The 16325-nt window shown below is 68.5% G+C and carries 13 protein-coding genes; 10 read left to right on the top strand and 3 right to left on the bottom strand.

The window, feature by feature from the left end:
• Positions 1-6: 6 nt before the first annotated feature.
• Together murC and murB are read left to right on the top strand one after the other, a co-directional pair.
• Complete coding sequence (gene murC / locus BM175_RS01965) at positions 7-1419, top strand: UDP-N-acetylmuramate--L-alanine ligase (protein WP_090958464.1); 1413 nt, start codon at positions 7-9, stop codon at positions 1417-1419.
• Positions 1416-2363 (top strand): UDP-N-acetylmuramate dehydrogenase, encoded by a 948-nt coding sequence (gene murB, locus BM175_RS01960; RefSeq protein WP_090958461.1) that lies wholly within the window; start codon positions 1416-1418, stop codon positions 2361-2363. Before murC ends, murB begins: the two co-directional genes overlap by 4 nt.
• Before the next feature lie 9 nt (positions 2364-2372).
• Here murB and BM175_RS01955 read toward each other — a convergent pair whose 3' ends face one another.
• Positions 2373-3488, bottom strand: coding sequence for a metallophosphoesterase family protein (locus tag BM175_RS01955; RefSeq protein ID WP_090958458.1), 1116 nt, complete (start codon positions 3486-3488; stop codon positions 2373-2375).
• A gap of 154 nt (positions 3489-3642) precedes the next feature.
• On the opposite strand from BM175_RS01955, the gene BM175_RS01950 reads away from it, so the two are divergent.
• Positions 3643-4551: a cation diffusion facilitator family transporter gene (locus BM175_RS01950; protein WP_090958455.1), complete on the top strand. Its 909-nt coding sequence runs from the start codon at positions 3643-3645 to the stop codon at positions 4549-4551.
• Between the two features lie 10 nt (positions 4552-4561).
• On the opposite strand, the gene BM175_RS01945 is transcribed toward BM175_RS01950, so the two are convergent.
• Positions 4562-6472 carry a putative bifunctional diguanylate cyclase/phosphodiesterase gene (locus BM175_RS01945; protein ID WP_090958452.1) on the bottom strand — a complete coding sequence of 637 codons (1911 nt, stop codon included), beginning with the start codon at positions 6470-6472 and terminating at the stop codon, positions 4562-4564.
• Complete coding sequence (locus tag BM175_RS01940; protein WP_139224551.1) at positions 6469-6969, bottom strand: putative pterin-binding protein; 501 nt, start codon at positions 6967-6969, stop codon at positions 6469-6471. Before BM175_RS01940 ends, BM175_RS01945 begins: the two co-directional genes overlap by 4 nt.
• Before the next feature lie 274 nt (positions 6970-7243).
• Here BM175_RS01940 and BM175_RS01935 point away from each other — a divergent pair, with 274 nt between their 5' ends.
• The 7 genes from BM175_RS01935 (at position 7244) to recN (ending at position 16314) form a co-directional block, all read left to right on the top strand.
• A complete protein-coding gene (locus BM175_RS01935; RefSeq protein WP_090959122.1) occupies positions 7244-8167 on the top strand; it encodes a D-alanine--D-alanine ligase in 924 nt (307 codons plus the stop codon).
• Positions 8155-9054, top strand: coding sequence for a cell division protein FtsQ/DivIB (locus tag BM175_RS01930; RefSeq protein ID WP_090958447.1), 900 nt, complete (start codon positions 8155-8157; stop codon positions 9052-9054). The genes BM175_RS01935 and BM175_RS01930 overlap by 13 nt, the downstream gene beginning before the upstream one ends.
• Positions 9051-10379 (top strand): cell division protein FtsA, encoded by a 1329-nt coding sequence (gene ftsA, locus BM175_RS01925; RefSeq protein ID WP_090958444.1) that lies wholly within the window; start codon positions 9051-9053, stop codon positions 10377-10379. The genes BM175_RS01930 and ftsA overlap by 4 nt, the downstream gene beginning before the upstream one ends.
• 115 nt (positions 10380-10494) lie before the next feature.
• Positions 10495-12078, top strand: coding sequence for a cell division protein FtsZ (gene ftsZ / locus BM175_RS01920; RefSeq protein WP_090958442.1), 1584 nt, complete (start codon positions 10495-10497; stop codon positions 12076-12078).
• Positions 12079-12374: 296 nt separating this feature from the next.
• Positions 12375-13316 (top strand): UDP-3-O-acyl-N-acetylglucosamine deacetylase, encoded by a 942-nt coding sequence (gene lpxC, locus BM175_RS01915; RefSeq protein WP_090958439.1) that lies wholly within the window; start codon positions 12375-12377, stop codon positions 13314-13316.
• A 226-nt stretch (positions 13317-13542) separates the two neighbouring features.
• Positions 13543-14478, top strand: a complete 936-nt coding sequence (locus BM175_RS01910; protein ID WP_090958436.1) for an outer membrane protein assembly factor BamD — start codon at positions 13543-13545, stop codon at positions 14476-14478.
• A 162-nt stretch (positions 14479-14640) separates the two neighbouring features.
• Complete coding sequence (gene recN / locus BM175_RS01905) at positions 14641-16314, top strand: DNA repair protein RecN (protein WP_090958433.1); 1674 nt, start codon at positions 14641-14643, stop codon at positions 16312-16314.
• Positions 16315-16325: the final 11 nt, after the last annotated feature.

Raw genomic sequence — 16325 nt, 5'->3', positions numbered from 1 at the left:
CCGGCCATGAAGATGCCGCCCAATATCGGCCCGGTGCATTTCATCGGCATCGGCGGCATCGGCATGAGCGGCATCGCCGAGGTGCTGGTCAACCTCGGCTACACCGTGCAGGGCTCCGACGCCTCGGAGAACGCCAACGTACAGCGCCTGCGCGAGAAAGGCGTCACGGTCCATGTCGGCCACGCCGCCGAGAACCTCGGGCTTGCCGAGGTCGTGGTCGTCTCGACCGCGATCAAGCGCTCGAACCCCGAGCTGTCGGCCGCGCGCGAGCGACTGCTTCCGATCGTGCGCCGCGCCGAGATGCTGGCCGAGCTCATGCGCTTCCGGCAGGCGATCGCGATCGGCGGCACGCACGGCAAGACCACGACGACCTCGATGGTGGCGACGCTGCTGGATGCCGGCGGCATGGACCCGACCGTCGTCAACGGCGGCATCATCAACGCCTACGGCACCAACGCCCGCATGGGCGAGGGCGAGTGGATGGTGGTCGAGGCCGACGAGAGCGACGGCACCTTCCTGAAGCTGCCGGCCGACGTCGCGGTGGTCACCAACATCGACCCCGAGCACCTCGATCACTACGGCACGTTCGACAAGGTGCGCGCGGCGTTCCGCGCCTTCGTCGAGAACGTGCCCTTCTACGGCTTTGCCGTGATGTGCCTCGACCATCCGGAGGTGCAGACGCTGGTCTCCGAGATCGAGGACCGCCGCATCATCACGTACGGCGAGAACCTTCAAGCCGACGCGCGCTTCCAGAACGTGCGCGCCGAAGGACCGCGCTCAACCTTCGACGTGACGATCCGCGACCGCATCACCGGCGCGACCACGGCGATGAAGGACCTCGTTCTGCCGATGCCCGGCCGGCACAACGTGTCGAACGCGACGGCCGCCGTCGCGGTCGCCCATCGCATCGGCATCGGCGAGGAGGCGATCCGCAAGGGGCTCGGCAGCTTCGGCGGCGTCAAGCGGCGCTTCACCCATACGGGAACCGCGCTCGGCATCGACGTCTACGACGACTACGGCCACCACCCGGTCGAGATTCGCGCCGTGCTGTCGGCCGCCCGCTCGGCCGCGACCGGCCGCGTCGTCGCCGTGGTGCAGCCGCACCGCTACACCCGCCTCCAGTCGCTGTTCGCCGATTTCGCCGCCTGCTTCAACGACGCCGACACGGTGATCCTCGCGCCGGTCTATTCGGCCGGCGAGGAGCCGATCGACGGCGTCGATTCCGTGATGCTGGCCGAGCGCCTGCGCCTCGGCGGCCATCGCGACGCGCGGCTGATCGACGGTCCGGCGGAACTTGCGCCGCTCGTCCATCGCGTGGCGGAGGCCGGCGACATGGTCGTGTGCCTCGGCGCCGGCAACATCACGGCCTGGGCCTACGCGCTGCCGAAGGAACTCGAGGCGCTGGGGCGGGGGGCTTGAGCGAGCTTCTCGCTGCGCTGTCCGATCCCGCCCTCGGCCTGCGCGGCAAGCTGCAGGCCGGTGCGGACCTCTCCAAGATCACCTGGTTCCGCACCGGCGGACCGGCGGACCTGATGTTCCAGCCCGCCGACGAGGCGGATCTCGCGGCGTTCCTCGCGGCGCTGCCGGCCGTGGTGCCGCTGACCGTCGTCGGCATCGGCTCCAACCTCCTGATCCGTGACGGCGGTATCGGCGGCGTCGTGCTGCGCCTGCCGGCCAAGGGCTTCGGCGAGGTCGAGGCGATCGGCGAGGGACGCATCCGGGCGGGCGCGGCGGCGAGCGACAAGCGCGTGGCGGCCGTGGCGCTCGAAGCGGGGCTCGGCGGCTTCCACTTCCTGCACGGCATTCCAGGCTCCGTCGGTGGCGCGATCCGCATGAACGGCGGCGCCAACGGGGTCGAGACGGCCGACCGGCTCGTGGAGGCGCGCGCGCTCGACCGGCAGGGCCGGGTGCATGTGCTGACGAAGTCCGAGATGGGCTTCTCCTATCGCCATGCCGACGCGCCCGAGGACCTCATCTTCGTGTCAGCGATCTTCGAGGGGCCGGAGAGCCCCCGGGACGAAATCCGCCGCGCGATGGACGAGGTGCAGCATCATCGCGAGACCGTGCAGCCGGTGCGCGAGAAGACCGGTGGGTCGACCTTCAAGAACCCGCCGGGCACCTCGGCCTGGAAGGAGGTCGACCGCGCGGGCTGTCGCGGCCTTCGCATCGGCGGCGCCGAGATGTCGGCGCTCCACTGCAACTTCATGCTGAATGTCGGCGAAGCCACGGGGCACGATCTGGAGCTTCTCGGCGAGACGGTGCGCGAGCGCGTCTACGCCACAAGCGGCATTCTCCTCGAATGGGAGATCAAGCGCCTCGGCCGGTTTGCCGAAGGCGCCGAAGTCCGGCCCTTCAGCCCGTAGAGGCCGAGCCTACCATTTCAGCCCGTTCTTGTTGGGCCCGAGCTGGCCGCCGGGAATGCCGCGGCCCGGCCAGGGGCCGACCGAATGAATGTCGCGGCCGAGCGCGAAGGCATCGCCCCGACGCGGTCGCTCGCGCGGCGGGCGGACCAGGATCTCGGCGTGATCGGTGTCTTCGGTGCCGCTCGAAGATCGCGCGGTGACGCTGAGGCGGTGCAGCCCCGGCTCGACCGGGCCTGACGGCGCGATCCAAGCGGCGCCCTCGCGCCGCAGCGTGATCTCCCGATCGCCGAGGCGCGCCGACACGGACGCGATGTCGGCGCCGAAGACGCGGGCGCGGATCGCAAACTCGCCCTCCGGCACCTGGTCGCGGGACTGCGGATCCGTCATCAGCCGAAGATCGGAGGGCGAGGTGACCAGCACGAAGGGCCAGGGTGCGTCGAGCGGCTTGAAGCGCCAGCTGACCGCGTCGCCATCCAGCGCCCCGATCGAGAAGCCGGGACCGCCGGCCTCCTCGATCTCGCCGGTGGACCGCGTCGCAGCGTAGACGACGCGCCCGTCGTTGAGGAGTTCGTTGTAGTGCGTGTGGCCGGTGCCGACGAAGCGCACGTTCCCGGATGCGAGGAGCGAGGCGATCTCCTCGGTGCCGGCGTGCAGGTCGCCGGGATAGGCGTGCATGAAGACGACGGCGGCGTGCCCGGCCGCATCGGCGGCGTCGAGCTCACGGCGCAGCCAGAGGGTCTGCTTCGAGCCGAGGCGGAAGTCCGGGCCGCCGCTCCCGGCCGAGACGATGTCGAGGAAGAGAATGCGCGTCTCGCCGACCGTGACCGCATAGGGCAGGGGCTGGCGCGCGAGATGGCGATAGAAGCCGTCGAGGTTGCCGGCCTCGAAATCGTGGTCGCCGGGGATCGCCTGCAGCGGGATGCCGAGCGGCGCGACGGCCTCGGCGATCCGCTCGAACTGCTCCTCCGTGGCGTGATTGGCGTTGTCGCCGGGCAGCACCGCCAGATCGACCTGTCCGGCGAGATTGTCGCGGGCGGATGCCACGAGCTGACGGAACAAGTCGAGGCTTGCCCAGCCGTCCTGCTCGCAGACATGCAGGTCGCCGAACTGAAGCCAGGTGATCATTGCCGTTTCCCGTTTCACCAACGCGTGATCGCGCTCGGCTGCCGAACAGCTGACGCTGCGTTAGGTTCCGGCGGTACAGCATCGCGACCTGTTGTTGGGGACGTCCAAGCGATAGGGAAGCGGTGATCCGCCGATCCGTGATTCAAGAGTGACGATGACAGCCGCGACGCGAGAACAAGCCGCCCTGAAGCGATCGATCGCCGCAACCCTCGTGGTCGGGGCGTCGGGCGTCGTGTTCGGCATCCTGTCCGGTTCGCTGTCGATCGCCTTCGACGGCATGTTTTCGGTGGTCGACGCGTCGATGACGTGCATGGCGCTCCTCGTTTCGCGCCTCATCGCCCGGCAGACGAGCGGTCGGTTCCAGCTCGGCTTCTGGCATCTCGAGCCGATCGTCCTTCTGTTCAACGGCGGGCTCCTGTCGCTCCTGTCGCTCTATGCGTTCGTCAACGCCGTCGGCACGCTGATGTCCGGCGGGCGGCCGCTCGAGTTCGGCTGGGCGATCGCCTATGCCGCCGTGATCGTGGCGATCTGCCTCGCGATGTTCCTGATCGGGCGTCGGCAGAACCGCGAGATCCGGTCCGAGCTTCTGGCGCTCGACGTGAAGGGCTGGGCGATGGCGGGACTGATCACCGCGGCGCTCCTCGTCGCCTTCGTGATCGCGGCGCTTCTGCAGGGCAGCGTCTACGAGGGCTGGACCCCGTATGTCGATCCTGCCGTCCTTGCGATCCTGACGCTATGCCTCATCCCGGTGCCGCTGCGCACCGTGTTCGATGCCCTGAAGGACATCTTCCTCGTGGCCCCGCCGGAGCTCGATGCCAAGGCTCGTGCTGTCGCCGCCGATATCGTCGCGCGTCACGGCTTCCGCGAGGTGCGCACCTATGTCGCCAAGGTCGGGCGATCGCGCACGCTGGAGTTCCATTTCGTGGTGCCGCACGACCACTCCCGCCAGTCGCTCGCCGACTTCGACCGCGTGCGCGAGGAGATCGCGCACGCGATCGGCGGCGATCCGCGCGATCGCTGGCTGACGGTGGCCTTCACGGCCGACCCGAAATGGGTGGACTGACGCCGGGCGTTCAGGCGGCCGTGGCGTTGGCGGCGTGGGGGAACGGACGATCGTGGTCGTCGCGGGCGATGCGCTTCAGGACGTCCTCGGGGCGCAGCGGCCGATCGAAGTGGTAGCCCTGCCCGAAGTGGCTGCCCGCGCGGCGAACCGCGGCAAGTTCGTCCGCGGTCTCAATGCCTTCGGTGACGATCCGCAGATCGAGCACTTCCGCGAGCGAACAGATCGTGGCGATGATCGCATGACCGCCGGCTGCGACCCCGTCGCCGCGGAGGAAGGACTGGTCGATCTTGATCTTGTCGAAGGGGAAGCGCTGAAGGTAGCTGAGGGATGCGTAGCCGGTCCCGAAGTCGTCGAGCGAGACCCGGCAGCCGAGCGCCCGCAACTGGTGTACGAGGTCGAGCACGGTCGCGTCGTCGACGATCAGGGTGCTCTCGGTGATCTCGATCTCCAGCCGGCTGGGATCGAGGCCGTTCTGCGCGAGAGCCGCCCAGGACTGGGCGATGAAGCTCTGGTCGAGAAGCTGCCGCGCGGACACGTTGACGGCGACATAGAGGTGGGACGGCCAGCGGCTCGCCTCGCGGCACGCCTCCTCGATCACCCAGCGCCCGATCGCCTCGATCTGGCCGCTTCGCTCAGCGATTGGAATGAACTCCGTCGGCGAGATCGACCCGAGTTCGGGATGCTGCCAGCGCAGGAGCGCCTCGAAGCCGACGGTTCGGTCGTCGGACAGGTCGACGATCGGCTGGTAGACGAGCGAGAAGTCGCCGGCTGCGGCCGCGCGGCGCAGCGCGTCCTCGATCGCCTGCTCGCGCAGGAACGCCTGCTTCATCTCGGGCCGGAAACGCAGATAGCGACCACGGCCTTCGCCCTTGGCGGCGTAGAGCGCGATGTCGGCGTCGTTCAGGAGCACGGCGCCTTGGCTCGCCTCCTGCGCACCGATGCCGATCGTCACATTGGCCTGCACCTCCGTGCCGGCGACGCGGCAGGGCTCATCCATGCTGCGGAGCACCGCGTCGGCGCAGGACAGGCTTCGCGCCTCGGCCGCCTCGCCCGAGAAGACGATGGCGAACTCGTCGCCGCCGATCCGGGCGATCGTGTCCGCGTCGGCCCCGGCGGTGCGCAGCCGCGACGCGAGCTCGACGATCACGCCGTCGCCGACGCTGTGGCCGAGCGTGTCGTTGATGGTCTTGAAATGATCGACGTCGACAAGGACGACGGCAGCCGGCTTGCCGTCGACCTTGCGCAGGTCGGCGTCGAAGCCGAGGCGGTTGGCGAGGCCCGTCAGTCCGTCGGTCCGCGAGATGCTGTCGAGCCGGCGGTTCTGGTGGAGGACGAAGCCGACGAGCACCATGCCGACGAGGACGAGGACGATCGTGACGGCGGTGACGATCGCCATGATCTGGCGCAGCGTCGTCTGGTTGCCGAGGACGATGTCGCCAGCTTCACCGTGGGCGCGCGAGGCGAGCCGCAGAATGGGCGTGGTGAGAGGTCCGAGGAGGTCGTAGGCCGTTTGGAGATTGGCGGTATCAGACGGGTCGGCGAGGAGCGGCTCGAGCTGCCGCAGCGCCTCGGCGAGGCGGTCGCCTGTCTCGGTGAGCTGGTGGCGCGTCGCGAAGGCGTTGTCGCGGATGATCCCGAGCCGGTTCACGAGGATGTCGTGCCGCAGCTTGATCTGCGCCGGGTCGGCGCCGCCGATCACATCCTTGAGGGCGACCTGGAGGCGCAGGATTTCGGCGGCGGTCTGCGAGTAGTCGAACGTGACGTTGTACTGCGACGCTTCGCTGATCTGGCGCTGATAGCGCACCACGAGGATCGACGACACGACGACCAGAAGCGCCAGCACCGCCGTGACGCAGGTCAGGCCATAGCTGACCTTGCGGACGCTCAACGTGAAGGGCCGCGGGCCGCCGGCTGCGCTCATGGGGCGAGGTCGATCTCGGCGAGCTGCCAGACGGCGCGGCTGTAGTAGGACTGGTGCTGGAGTTCCGTCCGGCTGTCGAAGGGGAAGACGACGAAGACCGGGCCCTTGTCCGTCACGGCCATGGGCTGGCCGTTCATACGGGTGGCTAGAAGGGCCTCGCCCGAGGTGAGATCAATCGCCTTCGTGTCGACCACGTAGTCGTTGAGGGCGACCAACTGCATCGAGCCCTCGGTCGGCGGCACGCCCATCGCCGCGAGGAAGTCGGCGACGGAGACGCCGGAGAATTCGACCGGGCCGCTGTGCCACGGCGTCGTGGTGCGGAACGTCGTCTGTGGCAGGGCGTCGAGATCCGCAAGGCTGAAACTCTTGGTCCCGTCGGCCCCCGCACGGGCGAACGCGCCACGAAGCGTGAGGATCGGCTCGGCGGCCGAGGCGGGAACGATCCGCATTGCGAGCGCAAGCGCGCCCATCCCAGTCAGAAGAGTTCTGCGGTTCACGATTCGGCCTTTCCCTTGGGGGATGGCCGCACGTTATCGCCGGGTTCTGAAGAAGATGTGAGTTTTCGACAGGAATGTTTCGCGCCGCAACATAGAAGATATCGCTGCGGCATCTGTCGCCGCTTCCGACCGTCCGATGGCGGGCGCAACCCTTAACGACCCCTCTCCAAACGGCCTTACGATTTTCTTGCTTCCGCCGCACTCGGTTAACCACCGCTTAACCATCTGCAGGCGATGAATGGTTCCTGACCTTCAATGCATGGAATCCCGGTCGATGACCTCGCATGTCGCAGTGCTGTTCGGTGGCTTCTCGTCCGAAAGGCCGGTGAGCCTGTCGTCGGGCAAGGCCTGTGCCGACGCGCTGGAAGCCGAGGGCTTCCGCGTCACGCGCGTCGATGTCGGCCGCGACGTGGCCGCGGTGCTGAAAGACCTCGCGCCCGACGTCGCCTTCAATGCGCTGCACGGCCCCTTCGGCGAGGACGGGACGATCCAGGGCATCCTCGAGTTCCTGCAGATCCCCTACACGCATTCGGGCGTCCTCGCCTCGGCGCTTGCCATGAACAAGGTGAAGGCCAAGACGATCGCCAAGGCGGCCGGCGTCCCCGTGGCCGATCACAAGATCCTCGACCGCCGTGCGGTCGCGAAGTCCCACGTCATGGCGCCGCCCTACGTGGTGAAGCCGATCGCGGAGGGCTCGTCCTTCGGCGTCCTCATCGTGCGCGCCGACCAGGAGCATCCGCCTCAGCAGTTGCACGGCGCCGATTGGACCTTCGGCGAGGAGGTCATGGTCGAACGCTTCGTGCCGGGCCGCGAGCTCACCTGCGCCGTCATGGGCGACGTGGCGCTACCGGTCTGCGAGATCACGACCGAGGGCCATGCCTTCTACGACTACGACTCGAAGTATCTGCCCGGCGGCTCGCAGCATGTGATCCCGGCACAGATCCCGCCCGCCATCGCCAAGCGCGTGCAGGAGGCGGCGCTCGCTGCCCACCGCGCCGTCGGGTGCCGCGGCGTGTCGCGCTCCGACTTCCGCTACGACGACCGCTTCGGCGAGAAGGGCGAACTGGTCTGGCTCGAGGTCAACACCCAGCCCGGCATGACGCCGACCTCGCTGGTGCCCGACATCGCGAAGGTCGCCGGCCACTCGTTCGGCGAGCTGCTCTCGTGGATGGTGAGGGACGCCTCATGCGGTCGCTGAACGACGCCCCGATGTTCCAGCGCGTCAGCCCCGTCGTGCTGCGCCTCCAACGCCTCGGCCGCAAGACCGTGGTCTGGATCAAGAACGCGCGCGACCTGCCGCTGCCGCGCTTCCGCACGATCGCCGCCGGCCTCCTCGGCTCGACCGCGATCTACGGCATGGTCCTCGGCAGCCATACGACGGCCGTCATCGATGCCGTGGCCGAGCCGCTCGGCCTGTCGATCGATACGGTGGACGTGACGGGCTACTCGGAGACAAGCGAGATCGACGTCCTCCAGACGCTCTGGATGGCCGGCGCGCAGACGCTTCCGGCGCTTGACGTAACCGCCGCGCGCGAGGCGATCGAGGCAATGCCCTGGATCGAAAGCGCGACGATCGAGAAGGAATATCCGAACCGCGTGAAGATCGCGCTGGTCGAGAAGAAGCCCTTCGCCCTCTGGCAGCGCGACAAGGATCTCTGGATCGTCGACCACGACGGCCGCGAGATCGTGCCCTATGCGACGACGCGATTCACCGACCTGCCGTTCGTGGTGGGTCCGGGCGCGGCGCGAGAAGCGGCCGACATTCTCGACAAGATGGCGCTTGTCCCCGAGCTCGACCAGCGAATCAGGGCCTATGTGCGCGTCGGCGACCGGCGCTGGGATCTGCGCCTCGACAACGGCGTCGTGATCCGCCTGCCCGAACTTGACCCGATCGAGGCGGCCGCGACCGTGATGCGCGTCGACCGCAACGAGGGTCTGCTCGCCCGCGACATCGTCTCCGTCGACATGCGGCTTGCCGACCGGATGGTCGTCAAGCTCACCCCCGCCGCCAAGGAGCGCTGGGACAAGGTTCTCAAAGAGCGCGACAAGCTTTGGAAGCAGGCTCAGAAGGAAAAGCCGGTATGAGCTTCTTCTCCAAGACGACCGACGAACTACCCCGGATCAAGAAGCCTTCGGACAAGCGCGTCCGCACCATTTCGGTGCTCGACGTCGGCTCCTCCAAGGTCACCTGCCTGATCGCGAAGCTGAAGCCGCGCCCGGAAAGCGAGGTCTTGCCGGGCCGCACGCACGTGGTCGAGGTCATCGGCATCGGCCACCAGCGCTCGCGCGGCGTGAAGTCCGGCGTGGTGGTGGATCTCGAGGCGGCGGAGAAGTCGATCCGCTTCTGCGTCGACGCCGCCGAGCGCATGGCCGGGCTGACCATCGAGTCGCTGATTGTGTCGGTCTGCGCGGGTCGCCTGAAGAGCCTGCGCGGCGCCGCGCGCGTCGAGGTCGAGAGCGGCGAGGTCGGCGATCTCGACCTGAAGCGTGTTCTCAACCAGGCCGCGCGCCTGCCGCTTCGCGAGGGGCGCGTCGCTCTGCACCGCGTGCCGTTCGACCTGTCGCTGGACGGCGAGGGGAGCCTGGAGAACCCGGTCGGCATGACGGGCACGGAGCTCGGTGCCGATCTGCACATCCTGTCGGCGGAGGAGACACCGCTGCGCAACCTCGAAGCCGCGATCAACCGCGCGCATCTCGTGGTCGAGGCCTTCGTCGCGACCCCTTACGCGAGCGGCCTGTCGACGCTGGTCGACGACGAGGCGCTGATGGGCTCCGCCTGCATCGACATGGGCGCGGGCTCGACCACGATCTCGATCTTCCAGAACGGCCACTTCGCCTATGCCGACGCCGTGGCGCTCGGTGGACACCACATCACGATGGACCTCGCGCGCGGCCTGTCGATCCGGCCCGAGCAGGCCGAGCGGCTGAAGGTCATGCACGGCAATGCCCTGCCGAGCCTGATGGCCGACGGCGAGACGGTGTCGGTCGCCCCGCTCGGCGACGAGACGCACGAGCAGCCCGTGCAGGTCTCGCGCTCCCTGATCGCCCGCATCATCCGCCCGCGCGTCGAGGAGACGCTGGAGTTGATCCGCGACCGTCTGGCGGCGTCGAACCTCGGCCACGTCATCGGCAAGCGCGTGGTGCTCACCGGCGGCGCCTCGCAGCTTGCGGGCCTCTCGGAAGCCGGTCGCACGCTCCTGAACCGGAACGTGCGCCTCGGCCGCCCGGTCGGCGTCGCGGGTCTGTCGGCCTCCAACAAGAGCCCGGCCTTCGCGACGGCGGTCGGATTGCTGATCTACCCGCAGGTCGCGGCAATGGAGCACGTCCCCGAGCAGTCGATGATCGACTTCGCGCTCGACCCGCGCACGCGCGTCGGCCGTTTCGGTTCGTGGCTCCGGCAGAGTTTCTGACAAGCTTCGCGTGCGAAGCTCGTCCATCCGAATACCCCATCGGTGCGCGCCGCGCACTGGTTCTTGAGACCCCAGGCCGCGCGGCGAACCGGCCCAGACACAAAGGGAAACCACGATGAGCATCACCCTTCAGAAGCCGGACATCACCGAGCTGAAGCCGCGGATCACCGTGTTCGGTGTGGGCGGCGGCGGCTGCAACGCCGTCAACAACATGATCAACGCCGGTCTTGAGGGCGTCGAGTTCGTGATCGCCAACACCGATGCGCAGGCGCTCCGCTCCTCGCGCGCCGAGCGGGTGATCCAGATGGGCGTCGCCGTCACCGAGGGTCTGGGCGCCGGTTCGCAGCCTGAGGTCGGCCGCGCGGCCGCCGAAGAGTCGCTCGACGAGATCTGCGATCACCTCCTCGGTTCGCACATGTGCTTCGTCACCGCCGGCATGGGCGGCGGCACCGGCACCGGCGCGGCCCCGGTCGTCGCCCGTGCGGCGCGCGAGAAGGGCATCCTGACGGTCGGCGTCGTCACCAAGCCGTTCCACTTCGAGGGGCAGCGCCGCCTGCGCATTGCCGAGCAGGGCATCGAGGAGCTGCAGAAGAACGTCGATACGCTGATCGTCATTCCGAACCAGAACCTCTTCCGTATCGCCAACGACAAGACCACCTTCGCCGATGCCTTCGGCATGGCCGACCAGGTGCTCTACTCGGGCGTCGCCTGCATCACCGACCTGATGGTCAAGGAAGGCCTGATCAACCTCGACTTCGCCGACGTGCGTTCGGTGATGCGCGAGATGGGCAAGGCGATGATGGGCACGGGCGAGGCGTCCGGCGAGGGCCGTGCGATGGCCGCCGCCGAGGCCGCGATCGCCAATCCGCTCCTCGACGAGACCTCGATGAAGGGCGCCAAGGGCCTCCTCATCTCCATCACCGGCGGCCGTGACCTCACGCTCTTCGAGGTGGACGAGGCCGCGACCCGCATCCGCGAGGAAGTCGACCAGGATGCCAACATCATCCTCGGCGCGACCTTCGACGAGAGCCTGGAAGGCGTGATCCGCGTGTCGGTCGTCGCCACCGGCATCGACAAGGCCGCGATGGAGGTCTACGGCCACGCCGCCGAGGCACGCGCCGCCGCCGCGCTCGCCGCCCGCCCGGCCTTCCAGCCGGCCCCGGCTCCGGTGCAGGTCGCTCAGCCCGCCCCGATGGTGCAGGCCCCCGCGCCGGTCGCTCAGGCGCCAGTCGCGGCGCCCGTCGCCTACCAGCCGGCCCCGGCGATGGCCGACATCGAGGACGACTTCACCGCCGCCCTCGAGGCCGAGATCGCCCAGGTCGCCCCGCGCGCCCCGGCGCCGCGCCAGCCCGTGCAGCAGCCCGCGCAGGCCCGCATGCCCCGCGTCGAGGACTTCCCGCCGGTGGTGCAGGCCGAGATCGAGCGTCGTGCCGGCGCTGTGGACGTCTCGGGCGACGAGCGCGGCCCCATGGGCCTCCTGCGTCGCCTGACGACCGGACTGTCGCGCCGCGAGGAAGACGAGGCGGTGCTTGCCGACCCCGTCCGCCCCGTCGCGCCGCGCCGTCCGGCCGAGACCAGCCCCTATGCGCCGCGCCGCCAGGCGGCCGACTCCGCAGCCCGTCCGCAGAGCCAGGTTCGCCAGCCGAGCGAGGAAGACCAGCTGGAAATCCCGGCGTTCCTGCGCCGCCAGTCGAACTGACGGTCACAAACTCACCGCGGTTTGGTGCGGCCCGCCTTCGCAAGAAGGCGGGCCGTTTCCGTTAACGCCCTGATTTCGCTATGCTAAATGAAACTTTAAGACGCTTTCCGGTAACATCGGGTAAGAAAGCGTGATTTGGCCTCAATTCGTCCCAGACCTAAATTTTGTGACAGTTTCAGACACTTCGCGTTCGCCTACGGGTTCCCATGCGGGATCTTCCGGAAGCCGGGAAGAGTTTTCCTGCCGCCGACGCGATCATCTGGCGCGCGGCAGGCCGGCATAAGGAAGAGTAACACGTGGTCAGTCAGCACACGATCGGAGCGCGCATCGGTTTCGAGGGCGTGGGCGTTCACAGCGGTACGCTGGTCGAACTGTCCCTGCACCCGGCCGAGCCCGACACCGGCATCGTGTTCCACGTCTTCGAGGCGTCCGGCCTCGTTCACGAAATCCGCGCCGTCTCCGGCAATGTGACCTCCACTGACCTTTCGACGATCGTGGGCGATCGTCGTGGCGCGCATGTGGCGACGATCGAACACATCATGGCCGCGCTCTACGCCATGGACGTCGACAATGTCGTGGTCCAGATCGACGGCAACGAGATCCCGATCATGGACGGCGGCTCGGACATGTTCGTGCGCGCCATCGAGGCGGCCGGGCTGGTCGCCCAGCGCGCGCCGCGCCGCTTCATCAAGGTCCTGAAGTCCGTCCGCGTCGAGCTGAACGGTGGCTTTGCCGAATACCACCCGCACGAAGGTACGCGGTTCGAGGTCGAGATCGACTTCGCCACCGCCGCGATCGGACGTCAGCGTTTCTGCGCCGACCTCAGCCCGAGCCTCTTCCGCGACGAACTCGCCCGCGCCCGCACCTTCGGCTTCATGAAGGACGTCGAGCGTCTCTGGGCGTCGGGCCACGCGCTCGGCTCCTCGCTCGAGAACTCCGTCGTGATCGGTGACGACGACCGGGTGATCAACCCGGCCGGCCTGCGCTACCCCGACGAGTTCGTCCGTCACAAGACGCTCGATGCCGTGGGCGACCAGGCGCTGGCCGGGGCTCGCGTCCTCGGCTGCTACCGCTCCTACAAGGGCGGCCACCGCCTCAACGCCATGGCGCTCCAGGCGCTTCTGGCCGACCCTTCGGCCCATGCCTTCGTCGAGGGCAACGGACGCCGCGCCGAGCCGCTGCGTCAGGCGGGCATGGCGGCGATCGCCGTGCCGGCGCTGGGTCCCCAGGTTCTCTGATCTGGGCGGTTTCGACCCGTGCGGCCCGTGGCGGCCGCCGGGTGAGGGCGGCTCCATCGCGGGCCCAGCCCGAATGGACGGCCGAAACGTCCCAAACATTCCGAAAGTCTTAAAAAAGGCGCCTTGGCCTGTCGTGAAGCGTTGTCGCGATGCGGGACGTTGGCTAGGAAGATGTCCCGCCCGGTCCGTTCATGCCGGTCCGGGGAAGCCAGGGGGAACCAGTTCGATGGGAATCAAGATGCCGCTGTCCGGCCGCTTTCCGGTCGTGCCGATGGCACTGGCCGTCGCCGCGTCGGGCCTTCTTCTCTCGGGGTGCATGTCCTCGAAGGACACCGATATCGACGCCCTCGCGCTCGCCTCGCAGACCGAGCCGGCCGACGCACTCTACAACCAAGGCCTCGCCAATCTCGAGAACGGCCGGCTGAAGGAAGCCGCCGCCAAGTTCGAGGCGATCGACCGCCAGCATCCCTATTCCGAATTCGCCCGCAAGGCGCTCGTGATGCGCGCCTTCGCGAGCTACCGCACCGGCGACTATGACGAGGCGGTCGCATCGGCGCGCCGCTACCTGTCGCTTTATCCGGGTTCGGAGGACGCGGCCTACGCGCAGTACATAATCGGCCTGTCCTACTATCGCCAGATGCCGGACGTGACGCGCGATCAGACCGACACCGCGCGCGCCGTGCAGGCGATGCAGGAGGTCGTCGACCGCTATCCCGACTCCGAATATGCCGAGGACGCCCGCACGAAGCTGCGCATCGCACGCGACCAGCTCGCCGGCAAGGAGATGCAGGTCGGGCGCTACTATCAGGAACGCCGCGAGTACATCGCCGCGATCAACCGCTTCAAGAACGTCGTGGACACCTATCCGGGCACGCGTCACGTCGAGGAAGCGCTCGCGCGCCTCACCGAAACCTACTACGCGATGGGCCTCACCCAGGAAGCGCAGGCTTCCGCGTCGGTGCTCGGCCAGAACTTCCCGGAGTCGGAGTGGTATCGCGACTCCTACGCGCTCCTTCAGAGCAACGGCCTGCAACCCCGCAGCGGCAGCGGAACCTCCTGGTTCTCCAACGCGACGCGGCTCATCACCGGCGCGGACCGCTCGCCGACGGCGACGCGGGCGCAGGCCGATGCCACGGTGCTGGCGCCGCCCGCTCGCGGCTAATCGCAGGACGAAAGACGTAGGAAAAGGCCGGCTCTGCCCGGCCTTTTTTCGTTTCCGACGCCTGCCGCAAGGGTCGTCCGCCCTTCTCTTCACCGGCTCGCATCCATATCTTCGGCGCTGCCGATTGCCATTCTTCCTCAGCCGGTCTAGCCCTTCTCGCGCATGCTTGTTCACCTTTCGATCCGCGACATCGTCCTCATCGACCGGCTCGACCTCGCGTTGAACGACGGTCTGTCGGTGCTCACCGGCGAGACCGGCGCCGGCAAGTCGATCCTGCTCGACGCCCTGTCGCTCGCGCTCGGCGGGCGCGGCGACGGCGGGCTGGTGCGTCACGGCTCTAAGCAGGGTGAGGTCTCCGCCGTCTTCGACCTGCCGGCGGCCCATCCGGCTCGGCGACTCCTCACCGACAATGGCTTCGACGATGACGGCGACCTGATCCTGCGCCGCGTCCAGAGCGCCGACGGGCGCACGCGCGTCTTCATCAACGACCGGCCGTCGAGCGTCGGTCTGATGAAGGAGGTGGGTGCGACACTGGTCGAGATCCACGGCCAGCACGACGACCGCGCGCTGGTCGATCCGGAAGCGCACCGGCTGCTTCTCGACGAGTACGGCGGTCTGACGCTGGAGGCGATGGCCGTCTCGCGCGCCTTCGACGACTGGCGCAAGGCGGAGGGCGAGCTCAACCGCCACCGCGCCCGCGTCGAGGCCGCCGCCCGCGAGGCCGACTATCTCCGCGCTTCGGTGGAGGAGTTGTCCGAACTCTCGCCGATCGCCGGCGAGGAGGAGCAACTGGCCGAAGAGCGCCAGCGAATGATGCGCTCCGAGAAGATCGCGACCGACGTCAACGACGCGCACGAGGAACTGTCGGGGCCTGCGTCGCCGATCCCGGGCCTTGGCAGCCTCCTGCGGCGGCTCGATCGCAAGAAGGACGAACTGCCGGGTCTGCTCGACGAGGCGATCGAGCGGCTGGAGGCCGGGCTCGACGCGCTGTCGGATGCGCAGATGAGCCTTCAGGGTGCGCTGCGCACCCTGGAGTTTGATCCGCGCGCGCTGGAAAAATGCGAGGAGCGCCTGTTCGCGCTGCGCGCGGCGGGCCGCAAGTACAACGTACCGGTGGACGATCTCGCCGACCTGACGGCGAAGATGGTGGGCGACCTTGCCGAGCTCGACGCCGGCGAAGAGCGGCTCGGCCATCTGGAAGCCGACGTCGCCGCCCGTCGCGACACCTTCGACCGCCTCGCGGCCGATCTTTCGGTGAAGCGGCACGAGACCAAGCGGCATCTGGAAGAGGCGGTGATGGGCGAGTTGCCCGACATGAAGCTGGAACGCGCCGCCTTCATCGTCGAGATCGCGACCGACCCCTCGGCCCGCACCGGCGCCGGTATCGACACGGCCGAGTTCTGGGTGCGTACGAACCCGGGCACACGTGCCGGTCCAATGATGAAAGTCGCCTCCGGCGGCGAGCTGTCGCGCTTCCTTCTGGCCCTGAAGGTTGTGCTCGCCGATCGCGGCTCGGCACCCACGCTCGTCTTCGACGAGATCGACACCGGCGTCGGCGGCGCGGTGGCGGATGCGATCGGTCGGCGCCTCGCGCGCCTGGCCTCGCGCGTGCAGGTCCTGTCGGTGACGCATGCGCCCCAGGTCGCGGCGCGGGCGACGACGCATCTCCTGATCTCGAAGGCGGAGACCGTGGCCGGCGACGAGCGCCTGTCGACGCGTGTCGCGACGATCGACGTATCCGCCCGTCGCGAGGAGATCGCGCGGATGCTGGCCGGCGACATCGTGACCGACGAGGCCCGCGCGGCGGCCGCGCGGCTGATCGGCCACGCCGGCTGACAGCCGGCTGC

Source organism: Aureimonas phyllosphaerae (genome assembly GCF_900113065.1).
Lineage (GTDB): Bacteria > Pseudomonadota > Alphaproteobacteria > Rhizobiales > Rhizobiaceae > Aureimonas > Aureimonas phyllosphaerae.
The sequence above is the reverse complement of the archived record's forward strand: the minus strand, read 5'-3'. Positions and strand labels throughout refer to the sequence as shown.